Annotated in this window: 32 protein-coding genes; 15 read left to right on the top strand and 17 right to left on the bottom strand. The window is 62.7% G+C overall.

Features of this window, described 5'->3' with window-relative positions; genetic code table 11:
* Window positions 1-166: 166 nt before the first annotated feature.
* Window positions 167-976, bottom strand: coding sequence for a L,D-transpeptidase (locus NKI96_RS05290; RefSeq protein ID WP_023692792.1), 810 nt, complete (start codon window positions 974-976; stop codon window positions 167-169).
* A 175-nt stretch (window positions 977-1,151) separates the two neighbouring features.
* Complete coding sequence (locus NKI96_RS05285; RefSeq protein ID WP_352546114.1) at window positions 1,152-1,814, bottom strand: haloacid dehalogenase type II; 663 nt, start codon at window positions 1,812-1,814, stop codon at window positions 1,152-1,154.
* Window positions 1,815-1,982: 168 nt separating this feature from the next.
* Between NKI96_RS05285 and NKI96_RS05280 the strand changes: the two genes are divergently transcribed.
* The 4 genes from NKI96_RS05280 to NKI96_RS05265 all read left to right on the top strand — a co-directional run bounded on the left by NKI96_RS05280 (window position 1,983) and on the right by NKI96_RS05265 (window position 5,126).
* A complete protein-coding gene (locus NKI96_RS05280; protein ID WP_023673688.1) occupies window positions 1,983-2,861 on the top strand; it encodes a branched-chain amino acid aminotransferase in 879 nt (292 codons plus the stop codon).
* Between the two features lie 105 nt (window positions 2,862-2,966).
* Window positions 2,967-3,569 (top strand): superoxide dismutase, encoded by a 603-nt coding sequence (locus NKI96_RS05275; RefSeq protein WP_023754810.1) that lies wholly within the window; start codon window positions 2,967-2,969, stop codon window positions 3,567-3,569.
* A 159-nt stretch (window positions 3,570-3,728) separates the two neighbouring features.
* Window positions 3,729-4,166 (top strand): c-type cytochrome, encoded by a 438-nt coding sequence (locus NKI96_RS05270; protein ID WP_023684552.1) that lies wholly within the window; start codon window positions 3,729-3,731, stop codon window positions 4,164-4,166.
* 9 nt (window positions 4,167-4,175) lie between these two features.
* A complete protein-coding gene (locus NKI96_RS05265) occupies window positions 4,176-5,126 on the top strand; it encodes a cytochrome c (protein WP_023754809.1) in 951 nt (316 codons plus the stop codon).
* 20 nt (window positions 5,127-5,146) lie between these two features.
* On the opposite strand, the gene NKI96_RS05260 is transcribed toward NKI96_RS05265, so the two are convergent.
* From NKI96_RS05260 to NKI96_RS05250, 3 genes are all read right to left on the bottom strand, one after another.
* A complete protein-coding gene (locus tag NKI96_RS05260; RefSeq protein WP_023673684.1) occupies window positions 5,147-5,536 on the bottom strand; it encodes an SET domain-containing protein in 390 nt (129 codons plus the stop codon).
* A 145-nt stretch (window positions 5,537-5,681) separates the two neighbouring features.
* Window positions 5,682-6,308, bottom strand: a complete 627-nt coding sequence (locus NKI96_RS05255) for a LysE family translocator (protein ID WP_023692796.1) — start codon at window positions 6,306-6,308, stop codon at window positions 5,682-5,684.
* Window positions 6,305-8,476, bottom strand: coding sequence for a S9 family peptidase (locus NKI96_RS05250; RefSeq protein WP_352803210.1), 2,172 nt, complete (start codon window positions 8,474-8,476; stop codon window positions 6,305-6,307). Before NKI96_RS05250 ends, NKI96_RS05255 begins: the two co-directional genes overlap by 4 nt.
* A gap of 114 nt (window positions 8,477-8,590) precedes the next feature.
* Between NKI96_RS05250 and NKI96_RS05245 the strand changes: the two genes are divergently transcribed.
* Together NKI96_RS05245 and NKI96_RS05240 are read left to right on the top strand one after the other, a co-directional pair.
* Entirely contained in the window at window positions 8,591-8,965 is a 375-nt protein-coding gene (locus NKI96_RS05245) for an SH3 domain-containing protein (protein ID WP_023702200.1), read from the top strand.
* Window positions 8,966-9,374: 409 nt separating this feature from the next.
* Window positions 9,375-9,800 carry a Ros/MucR family transcriptional regulator gene (locus NKI96_RS05240; protein WP_023673680.1) on the top strand — a complete coding sequence of 142 codons (426 nt, stop codon included), beginning with the start codon at window positions 9,375-9,377 and terminating at the stop codon, window positions 9,798-9,800.
* A gap of 125 nt (window positions 9,801-9,925) precedes the next feature.
* Here NKI96_RS05240 and NKI96_RS05235 read toward each other — a convergent pair whose 3' ends face one another.
* Window positions 9,926-10,354, bottom strand: coding sequence for a SufE family protein (locus NKI96_RS05235; RefSeq protein WP_023684547.1), 429 nt, complete (start codon window positions 10,352-10,354; stop codon window positions 9,926-9,928).
* A gap of 117 nt (window positions 10,355-10,471) precedes the next feature.
* Window positions 10,472-10,840, bottom strand: coding sequence for a DUF5330 domain-containing protein (locus tag NKI96_RS05230; RefSeq protein ID WP_023732038.1), 369 nt, complete (start codon window positions 10,838-10,840; stop codon window positions 10,472-10,474).
* A gap of 532 nt (window positions 10,841-11,372) precedes the next feature.
* Here NKI96_RS05230 and NKI96_RS05225 point away from each other — a divergent pair.
* The 3 genes from NKI96_RS05225 (at window position 11,373) to NKI96_RS05215 (ending at window position 14,302) form a co-directional block, all read left to right on the top strand.
* On the top strand, window positions 11,373-13,118 hold the full coding sequence (locus NKI96_RS05225) for an ATP-binding protein (RefSeq protein WP_352803464.1): 1,746 nt from the start codon (window positions 11,373-11,375) through the stop codon (window positions 13,116-13,118).
* Window positions 13,093-13,881 (top strand): peptidoglycan-binding domain-containing protein, encoded by a 789-nt coding sequence (locus NKI96_RS05220; RefSeq protein ID WP_023670159.1) that lies wholly within the window; start codon window positions 13,093-13,095, stop codon window positions 13,879-13,881. Before NKI96_RS05225 ends, NKI96_RS05220 begins: the two co-directional genes overlap by 26 nt.
* Window positions 13,882-13,954: 73 nt before the next feature.
* Window positions 13,955-14,302, top strand: coding sequence for a DUF1491 family protein (locus NKI96_RS05215; protein ID WP_352803208.1), 348 nt, complete (start codon window positions 13,955-13,957; stop codon window positions 14,300-14,302).
* Here NKI96_RS05215 and NKI96_RS05210 read toward each other — a convergent pair.
* The 4 genes from NKI96_RS05210 to NKI96_RS05195 form a co-directional block, all read right to left on the bottom strand.
* Window positions 14,289-15,299, bottom strand: coding sequence for a hypothetical protein (locus tag NKI96_RS05210; RefSeq protein WP_352803206.1), 1,011 nt, complete (start codon window positions 15,297-15,299; stop codon window positions 14,289-14,291). The two genes, NKI96_RS05215 and NKI96_RS05210, sit on opposite strands and share 14 nt — an antisense overlap.
* A gap of 396 nt (window positions 15,300-15,695) precedes the next feature.
* On the bottom strand, window positions 15,696-16,244 hold the full coding sequence (locus NKI96_RS05205; RefSeq protein WP_352803204.1) for a DUF1254 domain-containing protein: 549 nt from the start codon (window positions 16,242-16,244) through the stop codon (window positions 15,696-15,698).
* A complete protein-coding gene (locus tag NKI96_RS05200) occupies window positions 16,237-16,821 on the bottom strand; it encodes a DUF1214 domain-containing protein (protein ID WP_023670163.1) in 585 nt (194 codons plus the stop codon). Before NKI96_RS05200 ends, NKI96_RS05205 begins: the two co-directional genes overlap by 8 nt.
* Window positions 16,822-16,894: 73 nt before the next feature.
* Entirely contained in the window at window positions 16,895-19,054 is a 2,160-nt protein-coding gene (locus NKI96_RS05195; RefSeq protein ID WP_023684539.1) for a transglycosylase domain-containing protein, read from the bottom strand.
* A 127-nt stretch (window positions 19,055-19,181) separates the two neighbouring features.
* Here NKI96_RS05195 and NKI96_RS05190 point away from each other — a divergent pair, with 127 nt between their 5' ends.
* Together NKI96_RS05190 and NKI96_RS05185 are read left to right on the top strand one after the other, a co-directional pair.
* Window positions 19,182-19,457 (top strand): glycine cleavage T C-terminal barrel domain-containing protein, encoded by a 276-nt coding sequence (locus tag NKI96_RS05190; protein WP_031244206.1) that lies wholly within the window; start codon window positions 19,182-19,184, stop codon window positions 19,455-19,457.
* A 12-nt stretch (window positions 19,458-19,469) separates the two neighbouring features.
* Entirely contained in the window at window positions 19,470-21,023 is a 1,554-nt protein-coding gene (locus NKI96_RS05185; RefSeq protein ID WP_023752746.1) for a trimethylamine methyltransferase family protein, read from the top strand.
* 12 nt (window positions 21,024-21,035) lie between these two features.
* Here NKI96_RS05185 and NKI96_RS05180 read toward each other — a convergent pair whose 3' ends face one another.
* The 3 genes from NKI96_RS05180 to NKI96_RS05170 form a co-directional block, all read right to left on the bottom strand.
* Entirely contained in the window at window positions 21,036-21,200 is a 165-nt protein-coding gene (locus tag NKI96_RS05180; RefSeq protein ID WP_023698576.1) for a hypothetical protein, read from the bottom strand.
* A 136-nt stretch (window positions 21,201-21,336) separates the two neighbouring features.
* A complete protein-coding gene (gene groL, locus NKI96_RS05175; protein WP_023684537.1) occupies window positions 21,337-22,965 on the bottom strand; it encodes a chaperonin GroEL in 1,629 nt (542 codons plus the stop codon).
* A 64-nt stretch (window positions 22,966-23,029) separates the two neighbouring features.
* A complete protein-coding gene (locus tag NKI96_RS05170) occupies window positions 23,030-23,392 on the bottom strand; it encodes a co-chaperone GroES (RefSeq protein WP_023698577.1) in 363 nt (120 codons plus the stop codon).
* Window positions 23,393-23,639: 247 nt separating this feature from the next.
* On the opposite strand from NKI96_RS05170, the gene NKI96_RS05165 reads away from it, so the two are divergent.
* Complete coding sequence (locus NKI96_RS05165) at window positions 23,640-23,903, top strand: hypothetical protein (RefSeq protein WP_023670169.1); 264 nt, start codon at window positions 23,640-23,642, stop codon at window positions 23,901-23,903.
* Window positions 23,900-24,166: a DUF1488 family protein gene (locus tag NKI96_RS05160; protein WP_023670170.1), complete on the top strand. Its 267-nt coding sequence runs from the start codon at window positions 23,900-23,902 to the stop codon at window positions 24,164-24,166. The genes NKI96_RS05165 and NKI96_RS05160 overlap by 4 nt, the downstream gene beginning before the upstream one ends.
* Window positions 24,167-24,208: 42 nt before the next feature.
* Here the strand turns inward: NKI96_RS05160 and NKI96_RS05155 are convergent, their stop codons facing one another.
* Both NKI96_RS05155 and NKI96_RS05150 read right to left on the bottom strand, forming a co-directional pair.
* Entirely contained in the window at window positions 24,209-24,400 is a 192-nt protein-coding gene (locus NKI96_RS05155; RefSeq protein ID WP_023692809.1) for a hypothetical protein, read from the bottom strand.
* A 7-nt stretch (window positions 24,401-24,407) separates the two neighbouring features.
* Entirely contained in the window at window positions 24,408-24,617 is a 210-nt protein-coding gene (locus NKI96_RS05150; protein WP_023692810.1) for a hypothetical protein, read from the bottom strand.
* Window positions 24,618-24,834: 217 nt separating this feature from the next.
* Between NKI96_RS05150 and NKI96_RS05145 the strand changes: the two genes are divergently transcribed.
* Complete coding sequence (locus tag NKI96_RS05145; RefSeq protein WP_023821066.1) at window positions 24,835-25,242, top strand: DUF3168 domain-containing protein; 408 nt, start codon at window positions 24,835-24,837, stop codon at window positions 25,240-25,242.
* Window positions 25,243-25,248: 6 nt separating this feature from the next.
* Here NKI96_RS05145 and NKI96_RS05140 read toward each other — a convergent pair whose 3' ends face one another.
* The gene (locus tag NKI96_RS05140) at window positions 25,249-25,635 is read right to left on the bottom strand and encodes an ester cyclase (RefSeq protein ID WP_023732030.1); all 387 of its coding nucleotides are present in this window, start codon (window positions 25,633-25,635) and stop codon (window positions 25,249-25,251) included.
* Between the two features lie 279 nt (window positions 25,636-25,914).
* On the opposite strand from NKI96_RS05140, the gene NKI96_RS05135 reads away from it, so the two are divergent.
* Window positions 25,915-26,175 carry a hypothetical protein gene (locus tag NKI96_RS05135; protein WP_023670174.1) on the top strand — a complete coding sequence of 87 codons (261 nt, stop codon included), beginning with the start codon at window positions 25,915-25,917 and terminating at the stop codon, window positions 26,173-26,175.
* Window positions 26,176-26,202 lie beyond the last annotated feature (27 nt).

Below are 26,202 nucleotides of genomic sequence, written 5' to 3'. Positions count from 1 at the left end.
GATTGCAGCGGCTCCATGGTTCGTCTGGACGTTTTTTTTGGCCTCCTGTTGCCGGCATTGCATATCTTGGATGCGAACCCCAGGCATTCGCGTAAAGCTATCGGGATCCTGGCGAGCTTTGCCGCATGGAGCGGAACCTGCCGCTTCATGGCATCGATGAAGTCGATCAGGTCACCGGGCCGAGCAGGACCGAGCCATCCGGCACCCCGCCATCGATCGGGATGGCTCTTCGGTTTGCGCTCGCCGCCATCGGCTGGCCGATGTCGGACGTCACGATGACCGGGCTCTTCGACGGCACGCGGTCGTAGAGGTCGATGATGTCCTGATTTATCAGGCGCACGCAGCCTGACGAGACGGATTTGCCGATCGAGTTCCATTCCGGCGAGCCATGCAGGCGGTAGAGCGTGTCGACGTTGTCGTGGAACAGGTAGAGCGCGCGGGCGCCGAGCGGGTTCTTGAGGCCGCCGGGCATGCCGCCGTTCTTGGCGCTGTATTCTTCCAGTTCAGGCTGGCGGGCAACCATCTCATCGGGCGGCGTCCATTTCGGCCATTTCTGCTTCCACTGGACGACGGCGTCTCCCGACCATTCGAAGCCGGCGCGGCCGAGGCCGACGCCGTAACGGATCGCCTGGCCGCCTTCGCGCACCAGATACAGGAAATGGTTGGTCGTATCGACGATGATGGTGCCTGGCCGCTGGCCGGTCGGATCGGGAACGATCTGGCGCAGGAACTGCGGGTCCATCTTCTTGATCGGGATGGCCGGGAGCTCGAACCCGCTGTCGGAAATCGGGCCGTACATCGTCGCATAGTCGCCGAGCGGCGGCTCGTCATAGGTCGGCGGTGGCGGTTCGACCGGCGCCGGCGCCGGTCCGGTGGTGGTGCAGGCGGAGACCGCAATCGAAGCGGCGCCGAGGGCTGCAGCATTCAGAAAGCCGCGACGGCTCAGGCGATAGGGGTCGATTTCGGTCTTCAACATGGTTGCCTTTTTTAAGTCTCGAATCGCAAGAAAGCGTGAATGCCTTCAAGCGGCGCAGTGGTCGGCCTCCCCCAATGCCTGACGCGATAGGCGGTTCCGATTCTGGCCTGAGGGTGGACAAACAAAGGCGAAGCTGTGACCGCCCTGCCACTGTTGCTCGAAGGCAACAGAGTGATCAGCCGCCGGTCAGCAGGCCTTCAAGCGACGGCAGGATCAGCGCCGGCGGGAAATCCCGGTATTCCTCGGGCTGGTTGGCGCGGTTGATCCATACGGTGCGAAAGCCGAATTTGGTGGCGCCGGCGACGTCCCAGCGGTTGGACGACTGGAACGAGACGGCGCCCGGATAGAGTCGCCAGCCCGTCGCCACCATGTCGTAGGTCGACGGGTCGGTCTTGAAGCGCCTGACGGCGTCGACCGAAAAGATATCGTCCAGCACCTGGTCGAGGGCGGCCGACTTGACCGCCGCTTCCAGCATCTCGGGCGAGCCGTTGGACAGGATTGCGAGCTTGGCGCCGGATGCTTTCAGTGCCTTCAGCACGGCCGGCACTTCCGGATAGCAGTCGAGCCGCCAATAGGCTTCGAGCAGCTTGGCCTTCAGTCCCTTGTCGGCGGAGGGAACCTTGCGCAGGGCGAAATCGAGCGCCTGTTCGGTGAGCTGCCAGAAATCGGCATAGCCGCCCATCAGCGTGCGCACCCAGGAATATTCCAGCTGCTTGGCGCGCCAGATTTCCGAAAGCAGCGGGCCGTCGGGGCCGATCTCGCCGTCATGACGGCGCACGGCTGCGTGCACGTCGAACAACGTGCCATAGGCGTCGAAAACGTAAGCCGCGTAATGCATGGCGACAGTTTTGAGGGCAGGCGGCGCAAGGTGCAAGCATCGATTGTAGTCTTGATCGCTTTCTTGGGGCGCTCTGGCCTCAACAAATCCGCTCCATGCCGGTTGACGGCGCCGGTCAAAGCATCTTCCAATGCCTGGCAACAAACAGCTTTGAAGCGGAACCGAACAATGACACTGGCGACTGCGGCGCTATCGGCGACATGGACCTTCGTCGACGGCGACTGGTACGAAGGCAACGTCGCCATCCTTGGTCCGCGCAGCCACGCCATGTGGCTCGGCACCAGCGTCTTCGACGGCGCCCGCTGGTTCGAAGGCGTCGCCCCCGATCTCGAGCTGCATGCCGCTAGGGTGAACGCATCGGCGACCGCGCTCGGCCTCGCGCCGTCGATGAGCGCCGATGAGATTGTTGGACTGACCTGGGACGGGCTGAAGAAGTTCGACGGCAAGACAGCGGTCTACATCAGGCCGATGTACTGGGCCGAGCATGGCGGCTATATGGGCGTGCCGGCCGATCCGGCCTCGACCCGTTTCTGCCTCTGCCTCTACGAATCGCCGATGATCTCGCCGACCGGCTTTTCGATCACCGTGTCGCCGTTCCGGCGGCCGACCATCGAGACCATGCCGACCAATGCCAAGGCCGGCTGCCTCTATCCCAACAATGGCCGCGCCATTCTCGAAGCCAAGGGACGCGGCTTCGACAATGCGCTGGTGCTGGACATGCTGGGCAATGTCGCCGAGACCGGAACCTCGAACATCTTCCTGGTCAAGGACAGCCACGTGTTGACGCCGGCGCCCAACGGCACCTTCCTGTCCGGCATCACCCGCTCGCGCACCATGACGCTGCTTGGCGATTACGGCTTCAAGACCACGGAGAAGATGCTGTCGGTGCGCGACTTTCTTGAAGCCGACGAGATATTTTCGACCGGAAATCATTCCAAGGTCGTGCCGATCACCCGCATCGAGGACCGCGATCTGCAGCCCGGGCCGGTGGCCAAGAAAGCGCGCGACCTTTATTGGGAATGGGCGCATTCGACTTCCGCCGGTTGAGCCGCTAAAAGGCAATTGGCGCTTCATTCCGGAGTTGTTCCAGATCAATGCAGCCCTATCTTAATCCGGTATCCGCACCGGATTTTTCCATGAGGAGTATGACCGATGGCTTTTGAATTGCCCGCCTTGCCCTACGACTACGAGGCCTTGCAGCCTTACATGTCGAAGGAGACGCTGGAGTATCACCACGACAAGCACCACAAGGCCTATGTCGACAACGGCAACAAGCTGGCCGCCGAAGCGGGCCTTGGCGATCTGTCGGTCGAAGAGGTGGTCAAGCAGTCGTTCGGCAAGAATGCCGGCCTCTTCAACAACGCAGCCCAGCACTACAACCACATCCATTTCTGGAAGTGGATGAAGAAGGGCGGCGGCGGCAACAAGCTTCCGGGCCCCCTGCAGAAGGCTTTCGACGCCGACCTCGGCGGCTACGACAAGTTCAAGGCCGACTTCATCGCCGCCGGCACCACGCAGTTCGGTTCGGGCTGGGCCTGGGTCTCGGTCAAGGACGGCAAGCTGGCGATATCCAAGACGCCGAACGGCGAGAACCCGCTCGTCCATGGCGCATCGCCGATCCTCGGCGTCGATGTCTGGGAACATTCCTATTACATCGACTACCGCAACGCGCGGCCGAAATATCTCGAGGCCTTCGTCGACAGCCTCATCAACTGGGACCATGTCCTTGAAATGTACGAAGAGGCGAAAGCCTGATCGACCCAGAGAAGCCCCGGCATCGGGGCTTTTCTTTTTTTGCTGAAACAGGAGGTACACGGAAATTCGGCAGAATCCGGCCGGCGGACAGGGAATAATCCCGGCCCGCCCTCCGTTAACGTTAGGTCGCGACCCCCTCATCATCCTGGAGCCAATTGAATGAGAAAGCTTGTTATCGCCATCTCTATGCTCAGCCTCGCCGCCTCGGCGGCTTTTGCCGACCCGATCCTCGACCGACAGGGACTGATGAAGGAACGCGGCAAGATTGTCGGCGGCCTGTCGAAGATCGCCAAGGGCGAAGCGGACTTCGATGCCGCCGCCGTGCTGACGGCGCTGCAGGCGCTGCAGGTCAACGCGGAAAAGTTCGATGTCGACACGCTGTTCCCGGCCGGCAGCGACAGCGGTGATACCACCGCCTCGCCCAAAATCTGGAAAGACATGGCGGGCTTCAAATCGACCGAAGACAAGTACCTCGCCGACGTCAAGGCCGCAGTCGCCGCCGCACCCGCCGATGTCGATGCGCTGAAGGCGCAGATCGATACGCTCGGCAGTGATTGCGGCACCTGCCACAAGACCTATCGGGTGAAGAAGAGCTGATCCCGGTCAATGCCCTTGTGGAAAAAATTTGTCGGCGCCGCCCTTGTCCTGGGTGTCGTCGGTGCCGGCGCCGGCTGGCTGTTGTCGGCGCCGGTCAAGCTCGACACTGACACCCTGGCGCAGCTCGGCCCCGGCGACGCCGCCAGGGGCAAGCGCATTTTCAATGCCGGCGGCTGCACCTCCTGTCACGCCAAGCCAGGCTCGCAGGGTGACGCCCGTTTGCAACTGGTCGGCGGCCTCGAGCTCAAGACGCCGTTCGGCACCTTCGTGCCGCCCAACATCTCGCAGGATCCCAAGGACGGCATCGGCGCCTGGACGGTCGAGGACCTTGCCAACGCCATGCTGAAGGGCGTGTCGCCGTCGGGCGAGCATTTCTATCCGGCCTTCCCCTACGCATCCTACGCCCGCATGAAGCCGGCTGATATTGCCGATCTCTATGCGTTCCTGAAGACGCTGCCGGCGGTCGCCGGCAAGGCGCCGGACAATTCCCTGAGTTTCCCCTTCAACATCCGCCGCGGCCTCGGCCTGTGGAAGCGGCTCTATCTCAGCAAGGAGCCGGTGATTGCCTTTGCCGATGGCACGCCTGATCCGGTACTCGCCGGCCGCTATCTGGTCGAGGGGCCTGGCCATTGCGGCGAATGCCACACGCCGCGCGACTTCACCGGCGCCACCAGGAAGAGCCAGTGGCTGGCTGGCGCGTCGGCAGCCGAAGGCAGCGGCGTCGTGCCGAACATCACATCGGGCGAGGGCGGGCTCGGTGACTGGTCGGAAGCCGACATCGCCAACTATCTCGAAACCGGTTTTACCCCCGATTTCGACTCGGTAGGCGGCGCCATGGTCGACGTGCAGCGCAACATGGCCGAACTGCCGCCGGGAGATCGCGCGGCAATAGCCGCCTATCTCAAGGCGGTGCCGCCGCATCCCAACGGCTACCCGGTGCGCAGCAAGCCGGCCAAGTGATCCCGGCTACAGGTGGCGATCTACAGGTGGCGATCGCCGAGGAAGTCGAAGCCCGTCTCGAAGAAATGGCTGTAATTGCAGGTCAGTTCCTCGCCGGGTGCGATGTCGCGCAAGGCATAGGTTTCCTCGGGCGAGGAGACATCGCAATTCGGTTCGTCGTCATGGTTCATGTAGCGGGCGTCGTCGGCTTCGAAGACGATGTAGTTCGGATCCCGGCGGTCTGGATAGGAATAACGGTCGAGATAGTTCTTCACCGGGCCGCTCTCGCCTTCATAGGTCTCGACGTCGATGATCCGGTCGAATCTGGGGTCGAGCTTCCAGACCAGCGTGCCCTTGGCAATGTGGTTCCTGGCGAAAACCCCGATGCCCTGGATCGGTGATTTCTCGAGATAGGTGTCGACGAGCAACATAGTGGCCCCTTTGCGTATGTCATGGTCTGGAAGGTGGCGCGCATGGGTAGCGCGCAGCCATTGCAAATGCGAGTGAAAATGAGCAGCCCGGAATTCAAAAAGTGACGACCGGCGCGCCTCGACGGGCGCGCTTTTCGCTTCGACATCAGCGCTGCTGCAAGGCCAGACGAACGCCTAACGCGCAGTAGATGCCGCCAACCACCTTGCCTTGCCATTTCACCACCGACGGATTGCGGCGCAGGAACGTGCCGAGCCGGCCCGCACTCACGGCAAAGACGACTGTGCTGAAAAGGCCGAGCAGAACAAAGATTATGCCCAGCGTCATCAGCTGGAGCATCACCGATCCGTTTTCAGGCCGCACGAACTGGGGCAGGAAGGCGAGGAAGAAAAGCGCCGTCTTTGGATTAAGCACTTCGGTCAGGACAGCTTGACGAAACGCCTTGCTGGCGGAGATCGCGAGTGCGCCGGCAGTAGGGTCGGCCGGTATTCTCTCGATGATTGCGCGGATGCCGAGGTAAACGAGATACGCCGCGCCGATGTATTTTACGACGCTGAACAGCGTTGCCGAAGTGGCGATGATCGCCGAAATGCCGACCATCGCCATGATGGTATGGAACACATCGCCAGCCGCGACGCCCGCGCCCGTCGCGACGCCAACCCTGGTTCCGGAACTCGTCGCTCGCGCGACCGTCAAAAGCGTGGCTGGGCCTGGAATAAACACAAAGCCAAGCACAACCGCTATGTAAGCCGTCAAGGTGGATAGATCGATCATTGCGACGCCTCCGTTGCATTCTCAGCCTTGCCCGTCACCTCAGGTTCGGGCTTGGCCGTAACCTCGGGTTCGGCCTTGCCAGTCACCTTGAGCGCAAAGGAATAGGTGTAGGCGATCTCCTCCAGCCTGGAGAACCGGCCGGAGGCGCCGGCATGGCCGGAATCCATGTTGATCTTGAACAGCACCGGATTGTCGCCGCTCTTGCGCTCGCGCAGCCGCGCCACCCATTTGGCCGGCTCCCAATAGGTGACGCGCGGATCGGTGAGGCCGGCCAGCGCCAGGATCGGCGGGTAGTCGTGATCGGCAACATTGTCATAGGGCGAGTAGGCGGCGATGGTATTGTAATCTTCCGCCGACCCGATCGGGTTGCCCCATTCCGGCCACTCCGGCGGCGTCAGCGGCAAGCTTGCGTCGAGCATCGTGGTCAGCACGTCGACAAAGGGAACCTCGGCAACGATGGCGCCGAAATTTTGCGGCGCCATGTTGGCGATCGCACCCATCAGCATGCCGCCGGCCGAGCCGCCTTGCGCGACGATGCGGTCGTGATGGGTGTAACGCTCGGCGACGAGATGCTGCGCGACGGCGATGAAATCGGTGAACGTGTTCATCTTGTGCGCCCGTTTGCCGTCGTCATACCAGCCATAGCCCTTGTCCTTGCCGCCGCGGACATGGGCGATGGCAAAGACAAAGCCACGGTCGACCAGCGAGAACCAGTTGGTGTTGAACGCCGCCGGAATGGCAATGCCGTAAGAGCCGTAGCCGTAAAGCAGGCACGGTGCGGAGCCATCGAGCGGCGTGTCGCGGTGGTGCAGCAGCGAGACCGGCACCAGTTCGCCATCGGCGGCCGGCGCCATCAACCGGCGCGTGACATAATGATCCGGATTGTGACCGGACGGCACTTCCTGGGTCTTCAGCAGCACACGCTCGCGGCTGCGCATATTGTAGTCGAAGACCTGCGCCGGGGTCGTCATCGACGAATAGGTGAAGCGCATGATCTCGGTGTCGTATTCATAGGACCCCGACAGGCCGAGCGAGAACGCCTCTTCGTCGAACGAGATCAGATGCTCCTCGCCGCTGCGGCGATCGCGAACGACGATGCGCGGCAGCCCTTCCTTGCGCTCGAGCCTGACCATATGATCCCTGAAGCCGACCACCGACAGGATCAGCCGGCCTGGCTCGTGCGCCACCAGCTCTTCCCAATTGGCGCGAACCGGGTCATTAGCCGGCGCCGTCATGATCTTGAAGTCCTTGGCGCCGTCGGCATTGGTGAGGACGAAGAAGATGTCGCCGCCTTCTTCCAGATCATATTGCAGGCCAGTCTCGCGCTTTGCCACCAGCTTTGGCTCGGCGAAAGGCTCATCGGCGCGCATCAGGTGATATTCCGAGGTTTCGTGATCGTTGATCCCGATCATGATCCATTCGTTGGAGCGCGTGCCGCCGACATCCATGAAGAAGCCGGGATCGGTTTCCTCATAAATCAGCCGGTCATTAAGGGGGCTGCCGCCGAGCGCGTGGAACAGCACCTTGGACGGGCGATGATTGTCGTCGAGCCTTGTGTAGAAGAAGCCGTCATCGGCGGCATTCCAGACGCCGCCACCACTGGTGGCCTCGATCTGGTCGCTCAGTTCCTTGCCGCTGGTGAGATCGCGCACGCGAAGTGTGAAGAATTCAGAGCCCTTGTCGTCGAACGCCCACAACAGCTTGCGGTGATCGGCCGAATGGTCGACGCCGCCGAGGCGGAAATAGGGCTTGCCCTCGGCTTCCGCGTCGCCATCGAGCAGGATCTGCTCATCGCCGCCATCGCGCGGCATGCGGAAATAGCGGGGCTGTTCGCCGCCAAGCTTGAAGGATGAGCCGTAAGCATAGGGGCCATCCTTCATCGGCACCGTCGAATCATCTTCCTTGATGCGCCCCTTCATCTCGCCGAACAGCTGCTTCCGAAGCTCTAGCGTATCGGCCATAAGCACTGCTTGATAGGCGTTTTCGGCTTCGAGATGGGCGCGGATGCGGCCCTCAAGCAGGGAAGGGTCCCTGAACATCGCCTGCCAGTTCTCGGCCCTCAGCCAGGCATAGTCATCTGTGCGGGTAATGCCGTGATGCGTGTCGAAGACGGGGTGTTTCTCGGGGCTCGGCGGGCTGGCGGTCGGAAAAGCTGAGGTCTTGGTCATTGCGTCTCACTGAAGAAATTACTTGAATGGCAAATGAACACGCCGATCAGCGCGGGTTCAAGGGCCGGGATGTATTGGTTGCGGCGGGCTCGGGAGATGAGCCAAAAGGAGAGGATGATGAATTTCCATATCAACACCGCTGCGGCTCTCGCCGTCGTCGCTTCGACCGTTCTGGCTTTCACCGGCCAGTCTCATGCAACCGCGTTCGCCGCTTGGCAAGTGGCTGGCGTGCCGTTCGGCGACACGCTCAACGTTCGCAAATATCCGTCCGGCACCTCGCAGAAGCAGGCCGCCTATCCCAACGGGACGATCCTGCAGATGACCGGCAAGTGCACCGGCGGCTTGAATCTTCTGGAGATCGCCGGCCAGCCGCACTGGAAACAGAAACAGGCAATTCGCTATCAATGGTGTCAAGTTTGGCACGACCCGGCGCAAAACGGTGGTTTTGTTAGTGGCTGGGTCTATGGAAAATACCTCACGCCGTATTGAATCCGGTCAGACAAATCTTCTTCGGCGTGTTTCGCCAACGCTTTGCAACTTGCGGTTTGGTACGAATCCGACAATCAGCCGCCCAAACCTCGAAGCATAGACCAAGCATCGCTGCCCACTTTATGAGTCCTTGCTGATTTAGCGGTGGTGTGACCTTACGTCATGCTAGTCCTGGTCCGACCAGAAAATATCGCGAAGTTACAGAGTGCACGAAAGATTGAAGCTGAAGAGCGACTATTCGATGAATATCGTTGAATATAGCGCAAGATGCGAATTGACTTACTTTGTCTGTGGGCTCATTAAGATGCCCGGACGCGAATCCATGAAGCTCTTCCCGCGTGAAATTCGCGCCATGCCCGATCTTCCAAAAAGGGCGCAAACAGAAACATCCTTCGTTGGGGCCTAAACCATGGATATCGTCGAAACACCTTCCAGAAATAGCGATGCGCTGATCGAGCTGACCGCCGATGTGGTGGCAGCCTATGTCAGCAACAATCCCGTGCCCGTCGGCGAACTGCCGAACCTTATCGCTGATGTCCATGCCGCTCTCGGGCGCGTGGGCGGAGCAAGCGAACAGCCTCCGGCCGACAAGCAGAAGCCTGCGGTAAACCCGAAGCGCTCTGTTCATGACGATTACATCGTCTGCCTTGAAGATGGCAAGAAGTTCAAGTCGCTGAAGCGCCACCTGATGACCCATTACGGTCTGACGCCCGATGAATACCGCGAGAAGTGGAATCTCGACGCCAGCTATCCGATGGTCGCCCCCAACTATGCCGCTGCCCGTTCGCAGCTGGCCAAGAAGATGGGCCTCGGCCGCAAGCGCAAGGGGCGGTAACACCGCTCCAATGGACAAGGTCAACGGCGCCCCTTACGGCGCCGTTTTGTTTCTAGAACAATTCCAGGAAAACTGCCGAGCGCTTTCTCTTGGGAATTGCGTCGAAAGAAGAGAAGATAGAGCAATCAAGCAGTCTGCTTGAGAGCCATCTCGGCGTCGCGCTTGATGCGCTTGACCATTGAGCGCAGGCCATTGGCCCGCTGCGGCGACAGATGTTCGTCGAGGCCAAGCGACCTCAGCGTCGCCTCGGCGTCCGTTTCAAGGATCTGGCTGGCAGTCCGTCCCGAAAACAGCGCCAGCATGATGGCGACCAGACCGCGTACGATATGAGCGTCTGAATCGCCTGTGAAGGTGATGACCGGATCGGCGCCCGGCGCTCGGCTCGTGGTCAGCCAGACCTGGCTGACGCAGCCCGGCACCTTGTTGGCGGCGTTGCGTTCGGCGTCGGGAAATGGCGGCAGCGCTTCGCCGAGCTCGATCACATAGCGATAGCGGTCTTCCCACTCGTCGAGCAGGGAGAAGTCGTCGCGGATCGTCTGGATCGTCGTGGCCATTGCTCGGGATATAGTCATCCGCGGCTGCGGCGTCACGGAAAAAGAAGAAAAGCACCGCAGGCATCGAGAGGTCCGACCGGCCTGCGGTGTCGCTGTAGATACCAGCTGAAACGGTGTTTAGTTCTTCGCCACCAGCTTGGCAGGTATGTTGACTGTCGCCGGCAGCACGATGTCCTCGGCGACGCTGCCGGTGGCCAGCGATGTATCGGGCGAGGTCTCGGCGCTCTTGTCGTCCAGCATGGCGGCGGCGATCTTGGCGGTTTCCTTGGCCCGGGCGCTGATCGTATGCATCGCCGACTTGCCGGTTTCGCAGACGTCCGGTTTACGCTCGCAAATGCCGGCGATGTCGCCGACCGCTTCGCGCGCCGCAAAAAGCGCCTGGAACGGCCCGACGCTCTCGCGGCCATCCTCGTCGGGGCCGACGGTCAGCGGCAGCGCCAGCAACACCAGCGAAAACCAGAACGCCATTCTTATCAAAAAGCCCATCGATCTGCCCTCTCGTCCAATGACCGGATCATGCGTCCATGCGCAATGACCTCTTTATATCAGCGACAATGGCACATGAGGCGCAAAGGACGGCTTTCTTGCTCAGTGAAAATTTTCCTCAAATTTTAGGCAAATTCGAAGCGAGGCGTTTTGCAGTGCATTAGCCTCAAATGCCGACAATTTTCTTAACCTTGCAGTAACCATCTAAGCGATTGTTGCGCATGGATATCTTCAGAAGAGCAGGCATGCCGGCTCAGGGTTTCGCAGCCACGGGCACGCCCTTTGCACATAACGCTCCGTTTACTATGGCTACAAATGGCAGTGCATTCCGGTGCCGGCGCTCCAATTTTTGCCGCAGCGCGCTCGTTGTTCCGGTCAGCCTTATTCATTCCTTAAACGCTGGATGCGAGTTTCAAACAAGCAAAAGCGACCTGCAACGCAGGGGCAGTCACGACCGGGTGCGAGTGCGTTGAGTTTGACAACTGCCAGATATATTGAACTGCCTGGCGCGCTGGCGGCCGGTTGCGAACGCATGGTCCATCCGGCCATCATCGGCCAGGGCGATCGCCTGCGCCAGCGCCGGTTCATCGGCATCATGCTTGCCGCTCCGTTCTTCGCCGCCGGTGCGGCGGTGACACTGGTCACCTCGGGCATGGGCGCCGCCGTCACCGTCGCAACCATTTTCGCCGCCTTCGGTCTTTGCTGGTTCGCCGCCTTGCTGGTGGCGGCGTCGGGCAAGATGACGCTGGCAGCCCAGGTTGCCCTTGCCGCCGGCGGTCTTGCGCTTGCCGGCGCCGTCGCGGCAGCAGGCGGCCTGGCGTCGCCGGTTGCGCTGCTGGCCCTGGCACTGCCATTCGAGGCCTGGTGGATCGGCGGTTCAAAGCGCGCGGCACTTTGGGGCGGCCTCTCAGCTTTGGCCGCAATGCTGCTGCAGCCCTTTGTCGGCTCTGTCGTCCCGCTCGGCGGGGCGCAAGTCGCGGCGTGGTACTGGCTGCTGCCGCTCGCCTGGGGCCTGACGCTGGTTCCCCGGCTCGCAGCCCTCGGCGATGCAGCACGCGCGCAACCCGCGCTCCTTCCAAACGACCGCCTTGAAGACATGATCGACGCCGTTGTCCTGCATGTCGCCCGGCATGGCGAGGTCCTGGATGCCTCGGCCAAGGCGCGCACCATTCTAAAACTGCCGCCCGAACTGCTTTTCGGCGCCGGCATGTTCGACCGCATCCACCTGTCCGATCGCGTTGCTTATCTCAGCGCGCTTGCCGACATGCGCGATGGCGCGCTGGCGCGCCGGCTCGATCTTCGGGTAAGGCTGCCGCAGGAAGGCAGCGCCTCGGCGGCCGACAATTACCGGCCATTCCAGCTCGAACTGATGCGCGCCGAAGGGCAGCAGGAGACCTTCACCCTGCTGCTGCGCGAGAACGACGAGGCTGCCCGATTGCGCGACGAGCTTGCTGCCGCCAATGAGGCCGCAGCGTCGGCCGAGGTGGCGAAGGGCCGCTTCCTGGCGGTCGTCAGCCACGAGCTTCGGACGCCGCTCAACGCCATCATCGGTTTTTCCGACATGCTGCTGCATGAGATGTTCGGCGGCTTCAAGGACCCGCGCCAGAAGGAGTATGTCAGCCTGGTGAAGGAGTCGGGCCAGCATCTGCTTGCCGTCGTCACCTCCATCCTTGATGTCTCGAGGATCGAGGCCGGCGCCTACGCGACCGAGCCCGAACCGTTCCGCTTTATCGAAGCGGTCGAGATGTGCCAGTCGATGATGCAGCTACAGGCCAATGCCAAGAACATCGGTCTCCAGGCGCAGATTGCGCCGGATGCCGGCGAGATCAATGCCGACCGTCGTGCCGTGCAGCAGATCCTGATCAACCTCGTCTCCAATGCGGTCAAGTTCACGCCCGATGGCGGCAATGTCGTCGTCGGCGCCAAGCGGATCGGCTCGCGGCTGCATTTCTGGGTCAGGGACACCGGCATCGGCATCGCCGAGGAAGATTTTGTCAATCTCGGCAAGCCGTTCATGCAGATCCAGAACGACTATACGCGCCGCTTCGAGGGCACCGGGCTCGGCCTGTCGCTGGTCAAGGGCCTGGTGGCGCTGCACGACGGCACGATGTCGATCGAAAGCATGCCGGGCGAGGGGACGACGGTCACGATCAGCCTGCCGGTGAACGGGCCGAAGAGGAGCGCGACCGACAGGAACGGCGTGCTGCCGATGCCCGCGACCAGGACGAAAGGCGACGCGAAAGGGGACAGGAATGGCTCGCTCCGCAAAACAGCCTAAGGCGGTCAAGCGCCGCAGCGGCGCGTTCGAGGCCGGCGCGATTGCGCTCGGCGGCGCGATCTCGCGCAATCCGGTCCTGGTCGGCGGGTCGACCGCCTTCCTGGTGACGCTGTTCTACGTTTCCGCCAACGCGCTGTGGTACCAGCCGTTTCCGCATGCCGGCGCCTTCTTCGCCACCCGCAGCATCGAGGGTTTTCCGCACCCCGGCGCGGACGAACCCGAAACCACCATCAACATCCTGCGGCCCGGCCCGGCACCGGTCAAAAGCGACCCGACCGTCGAGCAGGTCCAGGGCATCCTGAAGGATCTCGATTTCTACACGGGAACGGTCGACGGCATTTCCGGGCCGAATACCCAAAAGGCGATCCAGGCATACCAGCAGAAAGTTGGCCTGCCGGCCTCCGGTGAGATCGACGCCGTCCTGCTCGACCAGCTCGGCGCCAAGCAGACAACGGCTGGCATCCCGCATCCTGTGCCGAGGCCCGTGGATATGGCCGCCGCTCGAGTTGCCGCGCCCGAGGCCGCGCCTGCGCCCATCCCGGTTTCCGCGCCGGTATCCGCCCAGGCGCCCGATGCCCGCATCGTCAAGATCCAGGCCGGCCTGAAGGCATTCGGCAATGACGACATGCAGCTCGACGGCGTCGTCGGCGCCCGCACCAAGGCGGCGATCAAGGAATTCCAGTCGCTGTTCGGCCTGCCGGAAACGGGCGAGCCCGACGAGGTCGTCTACGTCAAGATGCGCGAGATCGGCCTGACCAATTGAGTGGTCAAGACGACCGCTCGCGGATAGCCGAAAATCCGGCTAAGACGCCGCGCATGTCCTCCGGAGCCTCGCCATGCGCGTAACCACCGAGTTTTGGGTGTCGGCCCTGCTGCGCCGTGTTTTCGGCGCCGGCGGCTTTGCGGCCGTCGTCAAGCGCGGCGCGACCGAGGCCGGCGCTGTCTTCGTGCTCTCCCGCGGCAGGCTGGGCGACGTCTGCCTGTTCGGCCCGGCGCCGCAGACGAGCTACGATTCGGACAAACCGGATGATCGCTTTTTCACGCTGCTCGGCGCCGGCGACGATGCCGCCGCGCTTGACGCCAGGCTTGAGCGGGAGAAAAAATTCGATCCCGACATCTGGGTGGTCGAGATCGAGGCCGGAACGGTTTCCGTCGAGGAGCTTCTCTCCGTCAAGACGCCTTGAGGCTGGCCCCTAAGCTGGCTTTGTCGACGTCCGGCGCTTGGTCGCCATTCGCGGCGACAGGGGTGTTGCCGCGCACCGCTCGCGACAATGTTTCGGCCTTCCAGCCGCGCACCTTGTCGAGCGCCGCCTCGTGGTGCAGCAGCCGGTAGCGGTCGAGGAAGATGCGGATCGCCTGCGGGTGCGGAAACTCCCGGGGGTAAACCGCGACCACGATCAGGAATGCCCTGTCCTCACTGAGGTTGAGCGCCCGCAGCGCGGCGAGCAGCGAGACATAGCTCGAATGCTTGGTCAGCGACCGCGCCGTCGAGAAGTCGATATCGAGCGCGTCGGCAAGCGCGGTCTGGAAGAAGGCGGCGTTGCCGGTCAGCGCCGTCTCGCGCAGCTTGCTGTAAGTTGCTAAGCCGGCGAAGGGATTGACCGATGTCGCCTCGCCCTCGGCGAGCATCATCGAGCGCAGGCGGCGCCTGGCGGTTTCGGCGGCGCTGCCGGGCAGTTTTGGTGCGCTGGGAGCGGCGGCAGCGGCTTCGGCGTCGGCGCCCGCCACGTCGGCGATCGGCTCGGGCTGCCGCACGCGCACCAGGGTCGGCTTTTCCAGCGCCTTGATCAACTGCGCGATGGTCGGGTTCAAATCCTTGCGGCGGGCAATGGCGCGCGCATGCGGCAGGCCGTGGCGGCCGATCAACGCGATCAGGTCGATGTCGCCCAGCGCCCGCGAACGGACGAGCAAGGGCGCGCAGACATCGACCGGCTCCTCGCAAAGCCGCCGCACCAGGGCGGCCGGCGCATATTCGCATTCGGACAGGGCAGCGGCGACATAGCGGCGCGATTCGACCGGCACGCTGTCGAACAGCGGCAGCGTCAGATCCTCGAGCTGGGCGATCTCGCGGCGCGACGGGCGGGTCAGCGAGCAGAACGCCGACACGGCGGCGCGAAACAGCCTTTCGGCTTTTCCCGATTCCGTCCGTATGGCGATTTGCCTGAAATCCGAAGCTGACACGGAAGATACGCCTGACACTCGACACAACCCGGACCATGCTCAACCGCAACTGTGTCGGTTTCGCGCTAGGCCTGGAACAAACATCAAATTAGCCGCGATCCGTTAGCGCTCCGTTAACCCTCTGCCGGCCTTAATCACATTTGGAGGCGTTGCGTTGTGCTCCGGGGCAACCGAGAGGAATACGCGAACCATGGGCATGGTACTGTCTTTCGTGCCGCGATCGGCACCAGTCAATCGAGCAGTTCAGGACACCGGTACGCCGGCGGCGGTGATCATTTTTCCCGGCGTCCGCTACGAGCATCCGCCATTGGCGGGCCAGGCGCGACCGGCGGACCAGCCGGGCACACCACGGACGCCTGTTCCGCACCACTGAATTTGCTGGTCGTCGGGGTGAGGTCAGTAGTCCTGCAGTTCGCAGGAGCTCTGGTCCAGGAACTGCGACACAACTGGCTTCCAGCTGTCGTCAGGCACGAAGGCGCGGATGACGAAGATGCCTTCCTCGATCGGCGCCTCGACGAAGATCGCCCCTTGCAGGTCTTCGGGAAGCTCCCTGCGCACGTCGATCATCTGTGCCGGCGTCAGCACCACGGTGTCCAGCTTGCTGCCGGTCGCCGTGCGGTCGTTGAATGAATAGAAATTGTGGCCGTTGCGGTCATAGACCGACACCGACCAGAACGGCACGCTGCCCGGCGCCTTGATCCGCACCATGCCTTCGGCAAGGTCGAAGCGGCAGGCGGCGGCGTAAAACAGCGGATCCACCGACTTCACCACCGGCGCGCCGCCCGCCTCGGCATCCAGCCTGGTCATCTTGTAGAGGTCGGACGCCATCGCCAGCCGTGACCAGGCATCGCGCTCGGTAAATTCCGGCACCAGCAAAAGCACCACGATGTGGATGATGCCGGCGCCGACCAGGCCGAGCAGGATGGCGTGCAGCAGCCTACGCATTGCAGCCAGCCTTGACGATCCGGGGCAGCGACACGTCGGAAAGGCCGGTGCTTGAGGCAATCGGCGTGTCGTAGAAGGTGAGCACGAAATACATCCGGCCAAAACCTTCGGTCAGAAGCCAGTTGCCGGGGGCCGGACGGTTGCCGACGGCGATGATCACCGAATTGTCGGGCTGACGCAGCACCTGGTAGGATTGCAGCGCCGCCAGCCTCGGCTTGCCGGTGTCGACCACGCCGAGCGATTGATCCGCGGCATAGAGCGTCCAGAACCGGGCGGTCGGGAAACTGCCTTCGATCCTGTAGTCGCATTGCCGCTGAAGCTCATCGCCGGCCGCATCGCGTTCGGCGATGAAGGACAAGCCTTCCGCCTTGCCGAGCGCCAGCACGCCCTCACGCGCCACGCGCGCCTTGGAATAGGGGTCGGCATCTTGCGTGCCGATCTCGGGAAAGGCGGTCCATTGGCCGATGCTGATCGCGCCGACGCCGCTCTGCGCCTGCAGCGCATACCAGACGCTGCCGCCGCCGAGGCCGATGGCTATGGCAAGCGAAAGCAGCGTGAAAAAGGCGGTCTTGAGCATGAAGAACCGGGACGAGTGAATTATCGTTCGGGGATATAGCGGGGCAGGCCGCAGAGCAAGCAGCGCTGTGGAATCAAAGCGCCGACAGGGTCTCCGGTGTCTGCGGCGAGCCGAGCACGGGCGCGGCCTGGAACACCTTGGTCATCTCGCGCAGCGTCTGTGTCGTGCGGCTGGACAGCACCGCCGGGCGCTCGGCCGCGGCATCGGCGGCTGCCTGATCGGCGTTTTTCTTCTCCGCTTCCTCGGCTTTGGCCGCGATCTCTTCGTCGACGAAGGGCTTGTCGAGGCCGGGGATCGGCTTCAGGTCGATATTCTGGTGCGCGTAGACCATCAGCCGCTGCCACACCATCGCCGGCAGCGTGCCTCCGGTCATGTTGCGGGTCGGGGTGAAGTCGTCATTGCCGAGCCAGACGGCAGCCGTGTAATTGCCGGTGAAGCCGACGAACCAGGCGTCGCGATAGGATTGCGTCGTCCCCGTCTTGCCGGCGACGACGATGTTGGGCAGCTGCGCGCGCCGCGCGGTGCCGATCGCCGGCACGGCAGCCAGCATGGTGTTCATGTATTTCAGCGCCTGTTCCGACAAAACGCGATGCGGCGCCGGCGCATCCTTGGCAAAGTCGTAGACGACGTCGCCGGTGCGGGTGACGAGCTGGGTGATGCCGTGCCTCGAGCCGGCGAAGCCGTTCTGCGCGAACACGCTGTAGCCCGTCGCCTGGTCCATGACCGTCATGCCCGATGTGCCGAGCACCATGGTCTTGTGCGACTCCAGCGGCGATTCCACGCCGAATGATTCGGCCATCGCCTTGATCGGGCCGATGCCGAGATAGTCCTTGGCCAGCCGTACCGGCACGGTGTTGATCGATTTGGCGATCGCCGTGATCAGCGTCACATTGCCGGCCGAGCCGCCATTGTAATTGTGCGGTGACCAGCCGCCCCAGCTGATCGGCCCGCCTGAGACGACGGAGTCCGGGGTGAACCCGTGCTCCATGGCGGTGGCGTAGACGTAAGGTTTGAACGAGGAGCCGGTCTGGCGCAGCGCCTTGGTGGCGCGGTTGAACTGGCTTGCGCCATAGTCGCGGCCGCCGACAATGGCCCGCACCGCGCCATTGGTCTCGATCACTACAACGGCGCCCTCGGTGACGTTGTATTCCTTGCCGAACTGGCGGAGATGGAATTCGACGGATTCCTCCGCCGCTTTCTGGATGTTGGCGTCGAAAGTGGTGTGGGCGACCAGCGAATGCTGGCCGGGCTTGGCGATCTTCTTGACCTCATCGAAGGCCCAGTCGAGGTAATAGTCCGGGCTCTTCTGCTCGCCGCGGTCGACGATCTCGGCCGGATGCAGCCTTGCCTGCAGCACCTGGCCTTCGGTCATGAAACCGGAATCGACGAGGTTCGACAGCACCACATTGGCGCGAGCACGGGCGGCGGGCAGGTTGATGTGCGGGGCGTATTTGGTCGGCGCCTTGAACAGGCCGGCCAGCATCGCCGCCTCGGCGAGGTTCAGATCCTTGACGCTCTTGCCGAAATAGAAATCCGCCGCCGCCTCGATGCCGAACGTGCCGCCGCCCATATAGGCGCGGTCGAGATAGAGCTGCAGGATCTCCTTCTTCGACAGATTGGCCTCCAGCCACAGCGACAGGAAGGCTTCCTTGATCTTGCGCTGGAAGGTACGCTCATTCGACAGGAACAGGTTCTTGGCCAGCTGCTGGGTGATGCTGGAGCCGCCCTGGACGACGGAATTGGCCCGCACATTCTCGAAGATGGCGCGCGACAGGCCGAGCACGTCGATGCCGTAGTGCTCGAAGAAGCGCCGGTCCTCGGTCGCCAGCACCGCTTTGATGACATGGTCCGGCATCTCGTCGACAGGCACGGAATCGCGCTGGATGATGCCGCGCTGGCCAATCTCGTTGCCGTAGCGGTCGAGGAAGGTGACGGCGAAATCGCCCTGACTGCGCCAGTCGCCGGTGGTGATCTGGAAGGCCGGCATCGCGAGTGCGAGCAGCACGACGACGCCGCCGGCGCCCATCGTAAAACCTTCGCTCAGCACCTCGATGATGCCGCGTCGCCAGCCGGTGACTCGGAAGCGCCGCGAAAAAATGGTTGCCGATTCCCAGAACTGGCCGGCCTTGAAGCCGATTTCGTAGAGCGAGGAATCGATCCACGCGTCCACCGCCAGCAGTGCGGCGGCGATCGGACCTCTTCGTCTTGGACGTCGTTCTAAAGGACTGGCCATTCCCGAAACTCACCCAACCCACCTGAGAACCGCAAGCGGGCAATTTCAGGGCGGGCATACCCGGCGAAGACTATTCTTCCATTTCAGCCCGGCTCACAAGGGCAGCCAGGCCACACCGCACGGTTTGTTGAGCGCCGCCCGCATCGTGACGCTGGAGTTCTGCTCCGTCGATGCCGACGCCAGTGGCTTCGAGCCAGACTGGCACAAGGGCCGGCGGGTCGGATTCGTCACCTCAGGCGGCTATGGCTACACAATAGGCAAAAGCGTCGCGCTGGCGTTGCTGGACGACGAATTCGCCGGGGAGGGGACCGCGCTTTGGGTGCACATTGTCGGCGGCGTCGAGCGGCCGGCGCGAATTATTCCGGCTCGCCATACGGCCCGAGGGCAGGCGATGCGGCAATGAGGAGTTTTGGCCATGGTCGATGACATCATAAGGGAGACCAGGCGCGAGCGCCGGCGCGGGCACACCGGCGTGGCCGGCAGCGGGTCAAGCCGCCACCCGAACTATCGCTCGCTCAAAAACCCGTTCCTGCCGCAGCCGGTGTTTTCGGACGACCAGGTCGCGGCCATCCACGGCACGGCGTTGCGCGTGCTGGAAGAGCTCGGCATCAAGGTGCTGCCGCCGGAGGCACGGGCGATCTACGCCAAAGCCGGTGCGCTGGTCGATGAGGACAGCCAGATGGTGCGCATCGGCCGCGATATCGTCACCGCCGCACTGGCCTCGGCGCCGAAATCCATCCGGGCGCTGGCGGGCAACCGTAGCCGCGATCTCATGCTGGAGCTCGGCTCGATGACGTTCCTCGCCGGGGCCGGGGCGCCCAACGTCACCGATCTCGAACGCGGACGGCGTCCGGGCACGCTCGCCGCTTTCGAAGAACTGACCAAGCTTGTTCAGAATTTCGATGTGCTGCATATGCTCGGCCCCTGGATCGAGCCGCAGGATGTCGACAACCATTTGCGCCACTATGCCGTCAACCGTGCGCAGCTGACCCTGTCGGACAAGTTTCCCTTCGTCTTCGCCCGTGGCACGCCGCAGGTCGAGGACGGGTTCGAGATGATCCGGTTGGCGCGCGGCCTCTCGCAGGACGAGTTCCTTGCCGGCGTCCATTGCTATACCGTCATCAACACCAATTCGCCGCGCCAGCTCGATATCCCGATGGCGCAGGGCATCATCGACTTCGCCAAGGCCGGCCAGGTGTCCATCATCACGCCCTTCTGCCTGGCCGGCGCCATGGCGCCGATCACCGTCGCCGGCGCATTGACGCTGCAGCATGCCGAGGCGCTGGCTGGTCTCGCGCTGGCGCAGATGGTGCGGCCGGGCGCACCGGTGGTTTACGGATCCTTCTCCTCCAATGTCGACATGAAGTCCGGCGCACCGGCCTTCGGCACGCCCGAGCACGTCAAGGCGACGCTGGGCGCCGGTCAGCTGGCCCGCTTCACCGGCCTGCCTTGGCGGTCCGGCGGCGGCAGTGCGGCCAACATTTCCGATGTGCAGGCGGCGCACGAGACGCAGTTCGCGCTGTGGGGCTCGGTGCTTGCCGGCGCCACCGTCTGCATCCATGCCGCGGGCTGGCTGGAGGGTGGCCTCAGCGTCTCCTACGAGAAGCTGATCACCGATGTCGAGGCATTGCAGACGGTTGCCGAACTCTGCGCTAGGACCCCCGGCGACGAGGATTCTATCGGCTTCGAGGCGATCGCCGAAGTCCAGCCGGGCGGGCATTTCTTCTCCGCCGGCCACACCATGACGCGCTACCGCACCGCCTTCTACGAGCCGCTGGTCGCCGACTGGTCGAATTTCGGCAGCTGGACGCAGTCCGGTTCGAAGTCGGCCACCGAGCGCGCCACCGGCATCTGGAAGCGGACGCTGGCCGAGTTCCAGCCGCCGGCGTCGGCCGTTGCCACATCCGATGTGCTCGACGAGTTCATTGCCCGCCGCACCGAAGAGGGCGGAGCGTTGCCGATGTCGTGAGGTTGGCAGCCGTCACATCGGCCGCTTGTCGCCGGTCTTCGACGGCTCGCGGCCAATCGGCCCGGCATCGGCCTGCGTGTGCTTGTCGGCGGCGATCCGGCGGATGCGATCGAAGCGGCTCTCCTCCGCCGGCTTGGTCGCGGATACAGCGTTTGGCTTCGGGGCAAATGTGATCATCTGTCGATCTCCCTGTCGTTGCTGACTGGTCTTGACTGACTGACGGAAATTCCTGGCTCGCCGGGGAAATGTCCCCGGCAGCCTGTTCTGATTTATGCCCGCCCAGATTCCCAGGCGGGCAATTTTCGGGCGATGGTCAGTAGCCGCCCATGCCGCCACCGCCGCCCGCAGGCGCCGCATCCTTGGCCGGAACGTCGGTGATCATCGCTTCGGCGGTGATCAGAAGCGCTGCAATCGAGCCGGCATCCTGCAGTGCGGTGCGCACCACTTTCGCCGGATCGACGATGCCCGCCTTGATCATGTCGACATAGACCTCGTTCTGGGCATCAAAGCCCTGATTGTGGTCCTTGCTGTCGGACAGCCTGCCGACGACGATCGAGCCTTCGACACCGGAATTCTCGGCGATCTGGCGGATCGGCGCTTCGAGTGCCCTGAGCACGATCGAAATGCCTGCCGTCACATCGTCATTGGCGCCAGTCAGCCCGGCCAGCGCCGATCTGGCGCGCAGAAGCGCCACGCCACCGCCGGGCACGATGCCTTCTTCCACCGCCGCGCGCGTCGCATTCAGCGCGTCGTCGATGCGGTCCTTCTTTTCCTTCACTTCAGACTCGGTGACGCCGCCGACGCGGATCACGGCGACGCCGCCGGCGAGCTTGGCCAGCCGCTCCTGCAGCTTCTCCTTATCGTAATCGGACGTGGTCTCCTCGATCTGGCCCTTGATCTGCGCGATGCGCGCCTGGATGGTCGCCTTGGTGCCGGCGCCGTCGATGATCGTGGTGGTGTCCTTCTCGATCAGTACGCGCTTGGCGCGGCCAAGCATCTCGATGGTGACGTTTTCGAGCTTGATGCCGAGATCCTCGGAAATCATCTGGCCCGATGTCAGCACGGCGATGTCTTCCAGCATCGCCTTGCGGCGATCGCCGAAGCCCGGCGCCTTGACGGCCGCGACCTTGAGGCCGCCGCGCAGCTTGTTGACGACCAGCGTCGCCAGTGCTTCGCCTTCGACGTCTTCCGAGATGATCAGCAACGGCCTGCCGCTCTGCACCACTGCTTCGAGGATCGGCAGCATCGCCTGCAGATTGCCGAGCTTCTTCTCGTGGATGAGCACGTAAGGCTCTTCCAGTTCGACGCGCATCTTGTCGGCATTGGTGACGAAATAGGGTGAGAGATAGCCGCGGTCGAACTGCATGCCTTCGACGACGTCGAGTTCGGTGTCGGCGGTCTTGGCCTCCTCGACGGTGATGACGCCGTCATTGCCGACCTTGTCCATCGCCTTGGCGATCATGGCGCCGACGCTGGCATCGCCATTGGCGGCGATGGTGCCGACCTGCGCGATCTCGGCCGACGACTTGACCTTCTTGGCCTTCGCCTTGATGTCCTTGACCACGGCGGCGACAGCCTGGTCGATGCCACGCTTGAGGTCCATCGGGTTCATGCCCGCGGCAACCAGCTTGGCGCCTTCGCGCAGGATCGATGCGGCCAGCACCGTGGCGGTGGTGGTGCCGTCACCGGCGAGGTCGTTGGTCTTCGAAGCCACTTCGCGCACCATCTGCGCGCCCATGTTCTCGAACTTGTCAGCAAGCTCGATTTCCTTGGCCACCGTCACACCGTCCTTGGTGATGCGCGGCGCGCCATAGGCCTTGTCGATGATGACGTTGCGGCCCTTGGGGCCGAGCGTGACCTTCACCGCATTGGTGAGGATCTCGACGCCGCGCAGCATGCGGTCGCGCGCGTCGGTGGCGAATTTAATTTCCTTGGCAGACATTTTTTTTAATCCCGTTGGTGTGGTGAAGCAAGCGGCTCGCCGGAGCCTGGCAAAGCCAGGCCGGTCAGGCAGCCTTCTTGGCTTTGACGCTCTTCTCGGTGACGACCGTCCCGCTCTTGCCGATAGCGGCCGTCTCGCTCTTGTCGATGACGCCCATAATGTCGGCTTCCTTCATGATCAGCAGGTCCTCGCCGTCGATCTTGACCTCGGTGCCCGACCATTTGCCGAACAGGATGAAGTCGCCGGCCTTGACGTCGAGCGGAACAAGCGCGCCGTTTTCGTCGCGTGCGCCCGGCCCAACGGCGATGACTTCGCCTTCCTGCGGCTTTTCCTTGGCATTGTCGGGAATGATGATGCCGCCCTTGGATTTGACATCGCCTTCGGCGCGCCGGATGACGACGCGGTCGTGGAGTGGCCGAAACTTCATGAGAACTTCTTTCTGGGGCCGGCATAGGCGACCGCGCCGTTCTTATAGGCGTGTTGGCACTCGATAGATAGGAGTGCCAAAAATTGTTCGTGGCCAAAATTAAATATTAAAAAGTATTATGATGTATGCAGGGTTCGAAACGTCGCGAGGCGCCTAGATATTTCAAAAAATTGAATTTCGAGGCAAAAGTGACTATTTATATCGTAAGTTCGATTTCACAATTTCAGGCACGAAGGAGATTTAGGCGATGGCCGAAGGCAATCAGAGCATCATGGAAAAAGCTGAAGCCCGCTTCATGGACAAGCAGAAGAAGACGGCCGAGCGCAACAAGGCAACCTCCGACTACATGTCCGAAGCGAGGGCCAGGGAGATCAAGACGGCAAGGCTCAGGGAATTGCGCCTGGCCAAGGAAGAGGCCGACCGCGTCGCGGAAGCCTTGAACCCGACACCGAAGAAGAAGCGGGCTACCGTCAAGAAAGCCGCCGCCGCGCCGAAGGGGGGCACGTCATGAGCCTGACATTCCCCAATCCAAGCCGCTTCTATGACGAGGCCGGCAAGCGCATCCGCTTTGTCGGCCATGACGGCATGTTCCAGATTTCCTTCTCTGTCGCCGCCGATGCCCTCTCGAAGGCGCCATCAGGGACGGCGACCGCGGAAGCCACCTATCTGGCGGCCTTCGACACCGCGTCCAGCTCCATCCATGACATTGCCAGCAAGGCCTACGCCCGCACCCGCAAGAGCATTTATGTGCTCACAGCCGCGGATTTCGGCTAGCGCGCGTTCGTCTTGCATCAGAGCGGCTGAGATCAGCGTGCGTCAGGACTTGCGGTCGGCTTTTGCCCGCCGCTTGACGTCCCGGCTGTTCAGGCGGTCGGCCATCGCTTCCGCATCGCGCAAATTCATGGCCACCATTACCTGTTGCTTAAGCTCGACAGGCTGGCCGGTGAAGATGTCGAAGATAGTCCAGCTCTCGGGCTCGTACATGCGCAACGCGTAGCGGTTTGTCATATCGGCATCAGGCCCTTGACATGAAAAATGCCGCCGCCAGGATCAGGATTGTCCAGGCCACCACCGACAGCTTCAAGGCCAGGCCGCCATGCATTGAAAGTATCTCGCGCATGCGCAGGGCCACGGTGCTCTTCGACAGGGCGGGTGCTGCCGCAATCGCGACCGGGGGCTTGACGCCAAGCTTTCCAAAAGCCGGCAGCAGCGGTGGCGTTCGCATGAAATGACCTCGAATTGCCGGAGAAAACAGGGCTCCTCATAACACCCTTCTTGAAACTCCCCGCATGCCAAATAGAACCCGGTCCGTGAAAGGGCCATGCCGCCCGATTCGCCGCCTTCCATCAGGCGGATCGTCATCTGGCGAAATCCGTGCAACGCGGTTAGGTTGCGCGCGAAACTGAGGTTGTTCAAAGCGTGACAGGCGAACGGAGACGACGATGACGGCGCCCGGCGATTTGCTGCAAGCCTTGTTCATGAGATTGAAGAGCGATGCCCCGCTGACGGCGCTGCTCGGCGGCGCCGGGTTGCGCGAGCAGGCGGCCGACAGTGCCGCCTTCCCTTATGTGACCTATGGCAGGACCAGCGCATTCGATCTGGACACCGGCGCCGACAATGATGACGACCAGCTCATCACGCTGCATGTCTGGTCGAAGGCGCAAGGCGAGGCCGAGACGCGTCTGATTATGGACAGCATCCGGGCGCGCCTTGACGGCGCCGCTTTCGCCACCGGCTCGCGCGACCAGACCCGCCTGTCGCTGGAGTTCGCCGAGGCCCGCTACGACGAGGACCTGGCGCTCTACCACGGGGTGCTGCGGATACGCGCTCTCACCGAACAAAGTGATTGAAGCAACCTAGATCTGCGCCTGGATCTCGGCCTTGTCGATGACTGACCACACCTCGCGGATGCGACCCTCTCCGAATTCGTAGAAAACATTCTCAGCGAACGACACGCGCTTGCCGTTCACCGGCAGGCCGAACAGCACGCCCTTGGGATGACAGTCGAAATGCAGGCGCGCCGCCACGCGCGGCGGCTGGCAGACCAGCAGTTCGATGTTGAAGCGGAGGTCGGGAATCGCCTCGAAATCGCCTTCGAGCATACGGCGATAACCCGACAGGCCCAGCATTTCGCCATTGTGCTGCACCTCGTCGCCGACAAAGTCTCCAAGTTTCGCCCAGTCCTGGGCATTCAGGCAAGCGATATAGCCCCGGTAAAGGTCGGCAAGGTGTTTATCCGTCATGGCGCACTCCGATGATTTGACGTTTTCCCGCGCTATTTACGGCGGCCCCAGAATGGTCTCGCCTTGACCTGTTCCCAATCTGGCTGCGAATTGAGAACCTGCGCGCAAACACCATAGCCGCGCAGCCGGTTTTCCGGTTATGAATCCATTGCCCGGTCTGAGGGACTGGGCGGTAGGATCGCATTCATTCGTTGCGCGCGCAGGGGGTATTGCGGGGATGGATTTTCACCCGTTCACCGTTCATTTCACGTTCAGCACAGTTGCGTTACAACGCCGACCATGAAAACGCTTCGCTCTCATGTCAGAACCGCGATACTGGCGCTCACAGCGGCCGGCCTGTTGGCGTCGCAAGCGACGCCGGCAGCCGCGGCGGATTGCTACGCGATCGGCCAGCAGGTTGCCGAGCAGAATGGCGGCACGCTGGCCAAGGCTTCGCAGACGACGCGTGGCGGCCAGGAGGTCTGCGTCATCGTCGTGCTTGTGCCGGGCAAGGACGGCCAGCGTCCGCGCCGCTCCGAGATCGTCGTCCCGGCGAACTGATCCAATCTTCCCCCTTGCAGGGTCGTT

Origin of the sequence: Mesorhizobium sp. M0292, assembly GCF_040321695.1 — a bacterium.
GTDB lineage: Bacteria > Pseudomonadota > Alphaproteobacteria > Rhizobiales > Rhizobiaceae > Mesorhizobium.
Note: the sequence above shows the minus strand (reverse complement) of the source record. Positions and strands in the feature narration are given on the sequence as shown.

Bases quoted from the DNA above. Each gene is read 5' to 3' on its own strand.
- NKI96_RS05275 (WP_023754810.1), top strand. From the start codon at position 2,967: ATGGCTTTTGAATTGCCCGCCTTGCCCTACGACTACGAGGCCTTGCAG.
- NKI96_RS05255 (WP_023692796.1), bottom strand. From the start codon at position 6,308: ATGATCGATCTATCCACCTTGACGGCTTACATAGCGGTTGTGCTTGGC.
- NKI96_RS05215 (WP_352803208.1), top strand. From the start codon at position 13,955: ATGCGCGTAACCACCGAGTTTTGGGTGTCGGCCCTGCTGCGCCGTGTT.
- NKI96_RS05150 (WP_023692810.1), bottom strand. From the start codon at position 24,617: ATGCGAACGCCACCGCTGCTGCCGGCTTTTGGAAAGCTTGGCGTCAAG.
- NKI96_RS05195 (WP_023684539.1), bottom strand. From the start codon at position 19,054: ATGGCCAGTCCTTTAGAACGACGTCCAAGACGAAGAGGTCCGATCGCC.
- NKI96_RS05230 (WP_023732038.1), bottom strand. From the start codon at position 10,840: ATGGGCTTTTTGATAAGAATGGCGTTCTGGTTTTCGCTGGTGTTGCTG.
- NKI96_RS05170 (WP_023698577.1), bottom strand. From the start codon at position 23,392: ATGAAGTTTCGGCCACTCCACGACCGCGTCGTCATCCGGCGCGCCGAA.
- NKI96_RS05240 (WP_023673680.1), top strand. From the start codon at position 9,375: ATGGATATCGTCGAAACACCTTCCAGAAATAGCGATGCGCTGATCGAG.
- NKI96_RS05270 (WP_023684552.1), top strand. From the start codon at position 3,729: ATGAGAAAGCTTGTTATCGCCATCTCTATGCTCAGCCTCGCCGCCTCG.
- NKI96_RS05155 (WP_023692809.1), bottom strand. From the start codon at position 24,400: ATGACAAACCGCTACGCGTTGCGCATGTACGAGCCCGAGAGCTGGACT.
- NKI96_RS05235 (WP_023684547.1), bottom strand. From the start codon at position 10,354: ATGGCCACGACGATCCAGACGATCCGCGACGACTTCTCCCTGCTCGAC.
- NKI96_RS05280 (WP_023673688.1), top strand. From the start codon at position 1,983: ATGACACTGGCGACTGCGGCGCTATCGGCGACATGGACCTTCGTCGAC.
- NKI96_RS05135 (WP_023670174.1), top strand. From the start codon at position 25,915: ATGAAAACGCTTCGCTCTCATGTCAGAACCGCGATACTGGCGCTCACA.
- NKI96_RS05200 (WP_023670163.1), bottom strand. From the start codon at position 16,821: ATGCTCAAGACCGCCTTTTTCACGCTGCTTTCGCTTGCCATAGCCATC.
- NKI96_RS05160 (WP_023670170.1), top strand. From the start codon at position 23,900: ATGAGCCTGACATTCCCCAATCCAAGCCGCTTCTATGACGAGGCCGGC.
- NKI96_RS05220 (WP_023670159.1), top strand. From the start codon at position 13,093: ATGGCTCGCTCCGCAAAACAGCCTAAGGCGGTCAAGCGCCGCAGCGGC.
- NKI96_RS05205 (WP_352803204.1), bottom strand. From the start codon at position 16,244: ATGCGTAGGCTGCTGCACGCCATCCTGCTCGGCCTGGTCGGCGCCGGC.
- NKI96_RS05185 (WP_023752746.1), top strand. From the start codon at position 19,470: ATGGTCGATGACATCATAAGGGAGACCAGGCGCGAGCGCCGGCGCGGG.
- NKI96_RS05265 (WP_023754809.1), top strand. From the start codon at position 4,176: ATGCCCTTGTGGAAAAAATTTGTCGGCGCCGCCCTTGTCCTGGGTGTC.
- NKI96_RS05260 (WP_023673684.1), bottom strand. From the start codon at position 5,536: ATGTTGCTCGTCGACACCTATCTCGAGAAATCACCGATCCAGGGCATC.
- NKI96_RS05285 (WP_352546114.1), bottom strand. From the start codon at position 1,814: ATGCATTACGCGGCTTACGTTTTCGACGCCTATGGCACGTTGTTCGAC.
- NKI96_RS05140 (WP_023732030.1), bottom strand. From the start codon at position 25,635: ATGACGGATAAACACCTTGCCGACCTTTACCGGGGCTATATCGCTTGC.
- NKI96_RS05245 (WP_023702200.1), top strand. From the start codon at position 8,591: ATGATGAATTTCCATATCAACACCGCTGCGGCTCTCGCCGTCGTCGCT.
- NKI96_RS05250 (WP_352803210.1), bottom strand. From the start codon at position 8,476: ATGACCAAGACCTCAGCTTTTCCGACCGCCAGCCCGCCGAGCCCCGAG.
- groL (WP_023684537.1), bottom strand. From the start codon at position 22,965: ATGTCTGCCAAGGAAATTAAATTCGCCACCGACGCGCGCGACCGCATG.
- NKI96_RS05180 (WP_023698576.1), bottom strand. From the start codon at position 21,200: ATGATCACATTTGCCCCGAAGCCAAACGCTGTATCCGCGACCAAGCCG.
- NKI96_RS05165 (WP_023670169.1), top strand. From the start codon at position 23,640: ATGGCCGAAGGCAATCAGAGCATCATGGAAAAAGCTGAAGCCCGCTTC.
- NKI96_RS05145 (WP_023821066.1), top strand. From the start codon at position 24,835: ATGACGGCGCCCGGCGATTTGCTGCAAGCCTTGTTCATGAGATTGAAG.
- NKI96_RS05290 (WP_023692792.1), bottom strand. From the start codon at position 976: ATGTTGAAGACCGAAATCGACCCCTATCGCCTGAGCCGTCGCGGCTTT.
- NKI96_RS05225 (WP_352803464.1), top strand. From the start codon at position 11,373: ATGGTCCATCCGGCCATCATCGGCCAGGGCGATCGCCTGCGCCAGCGC.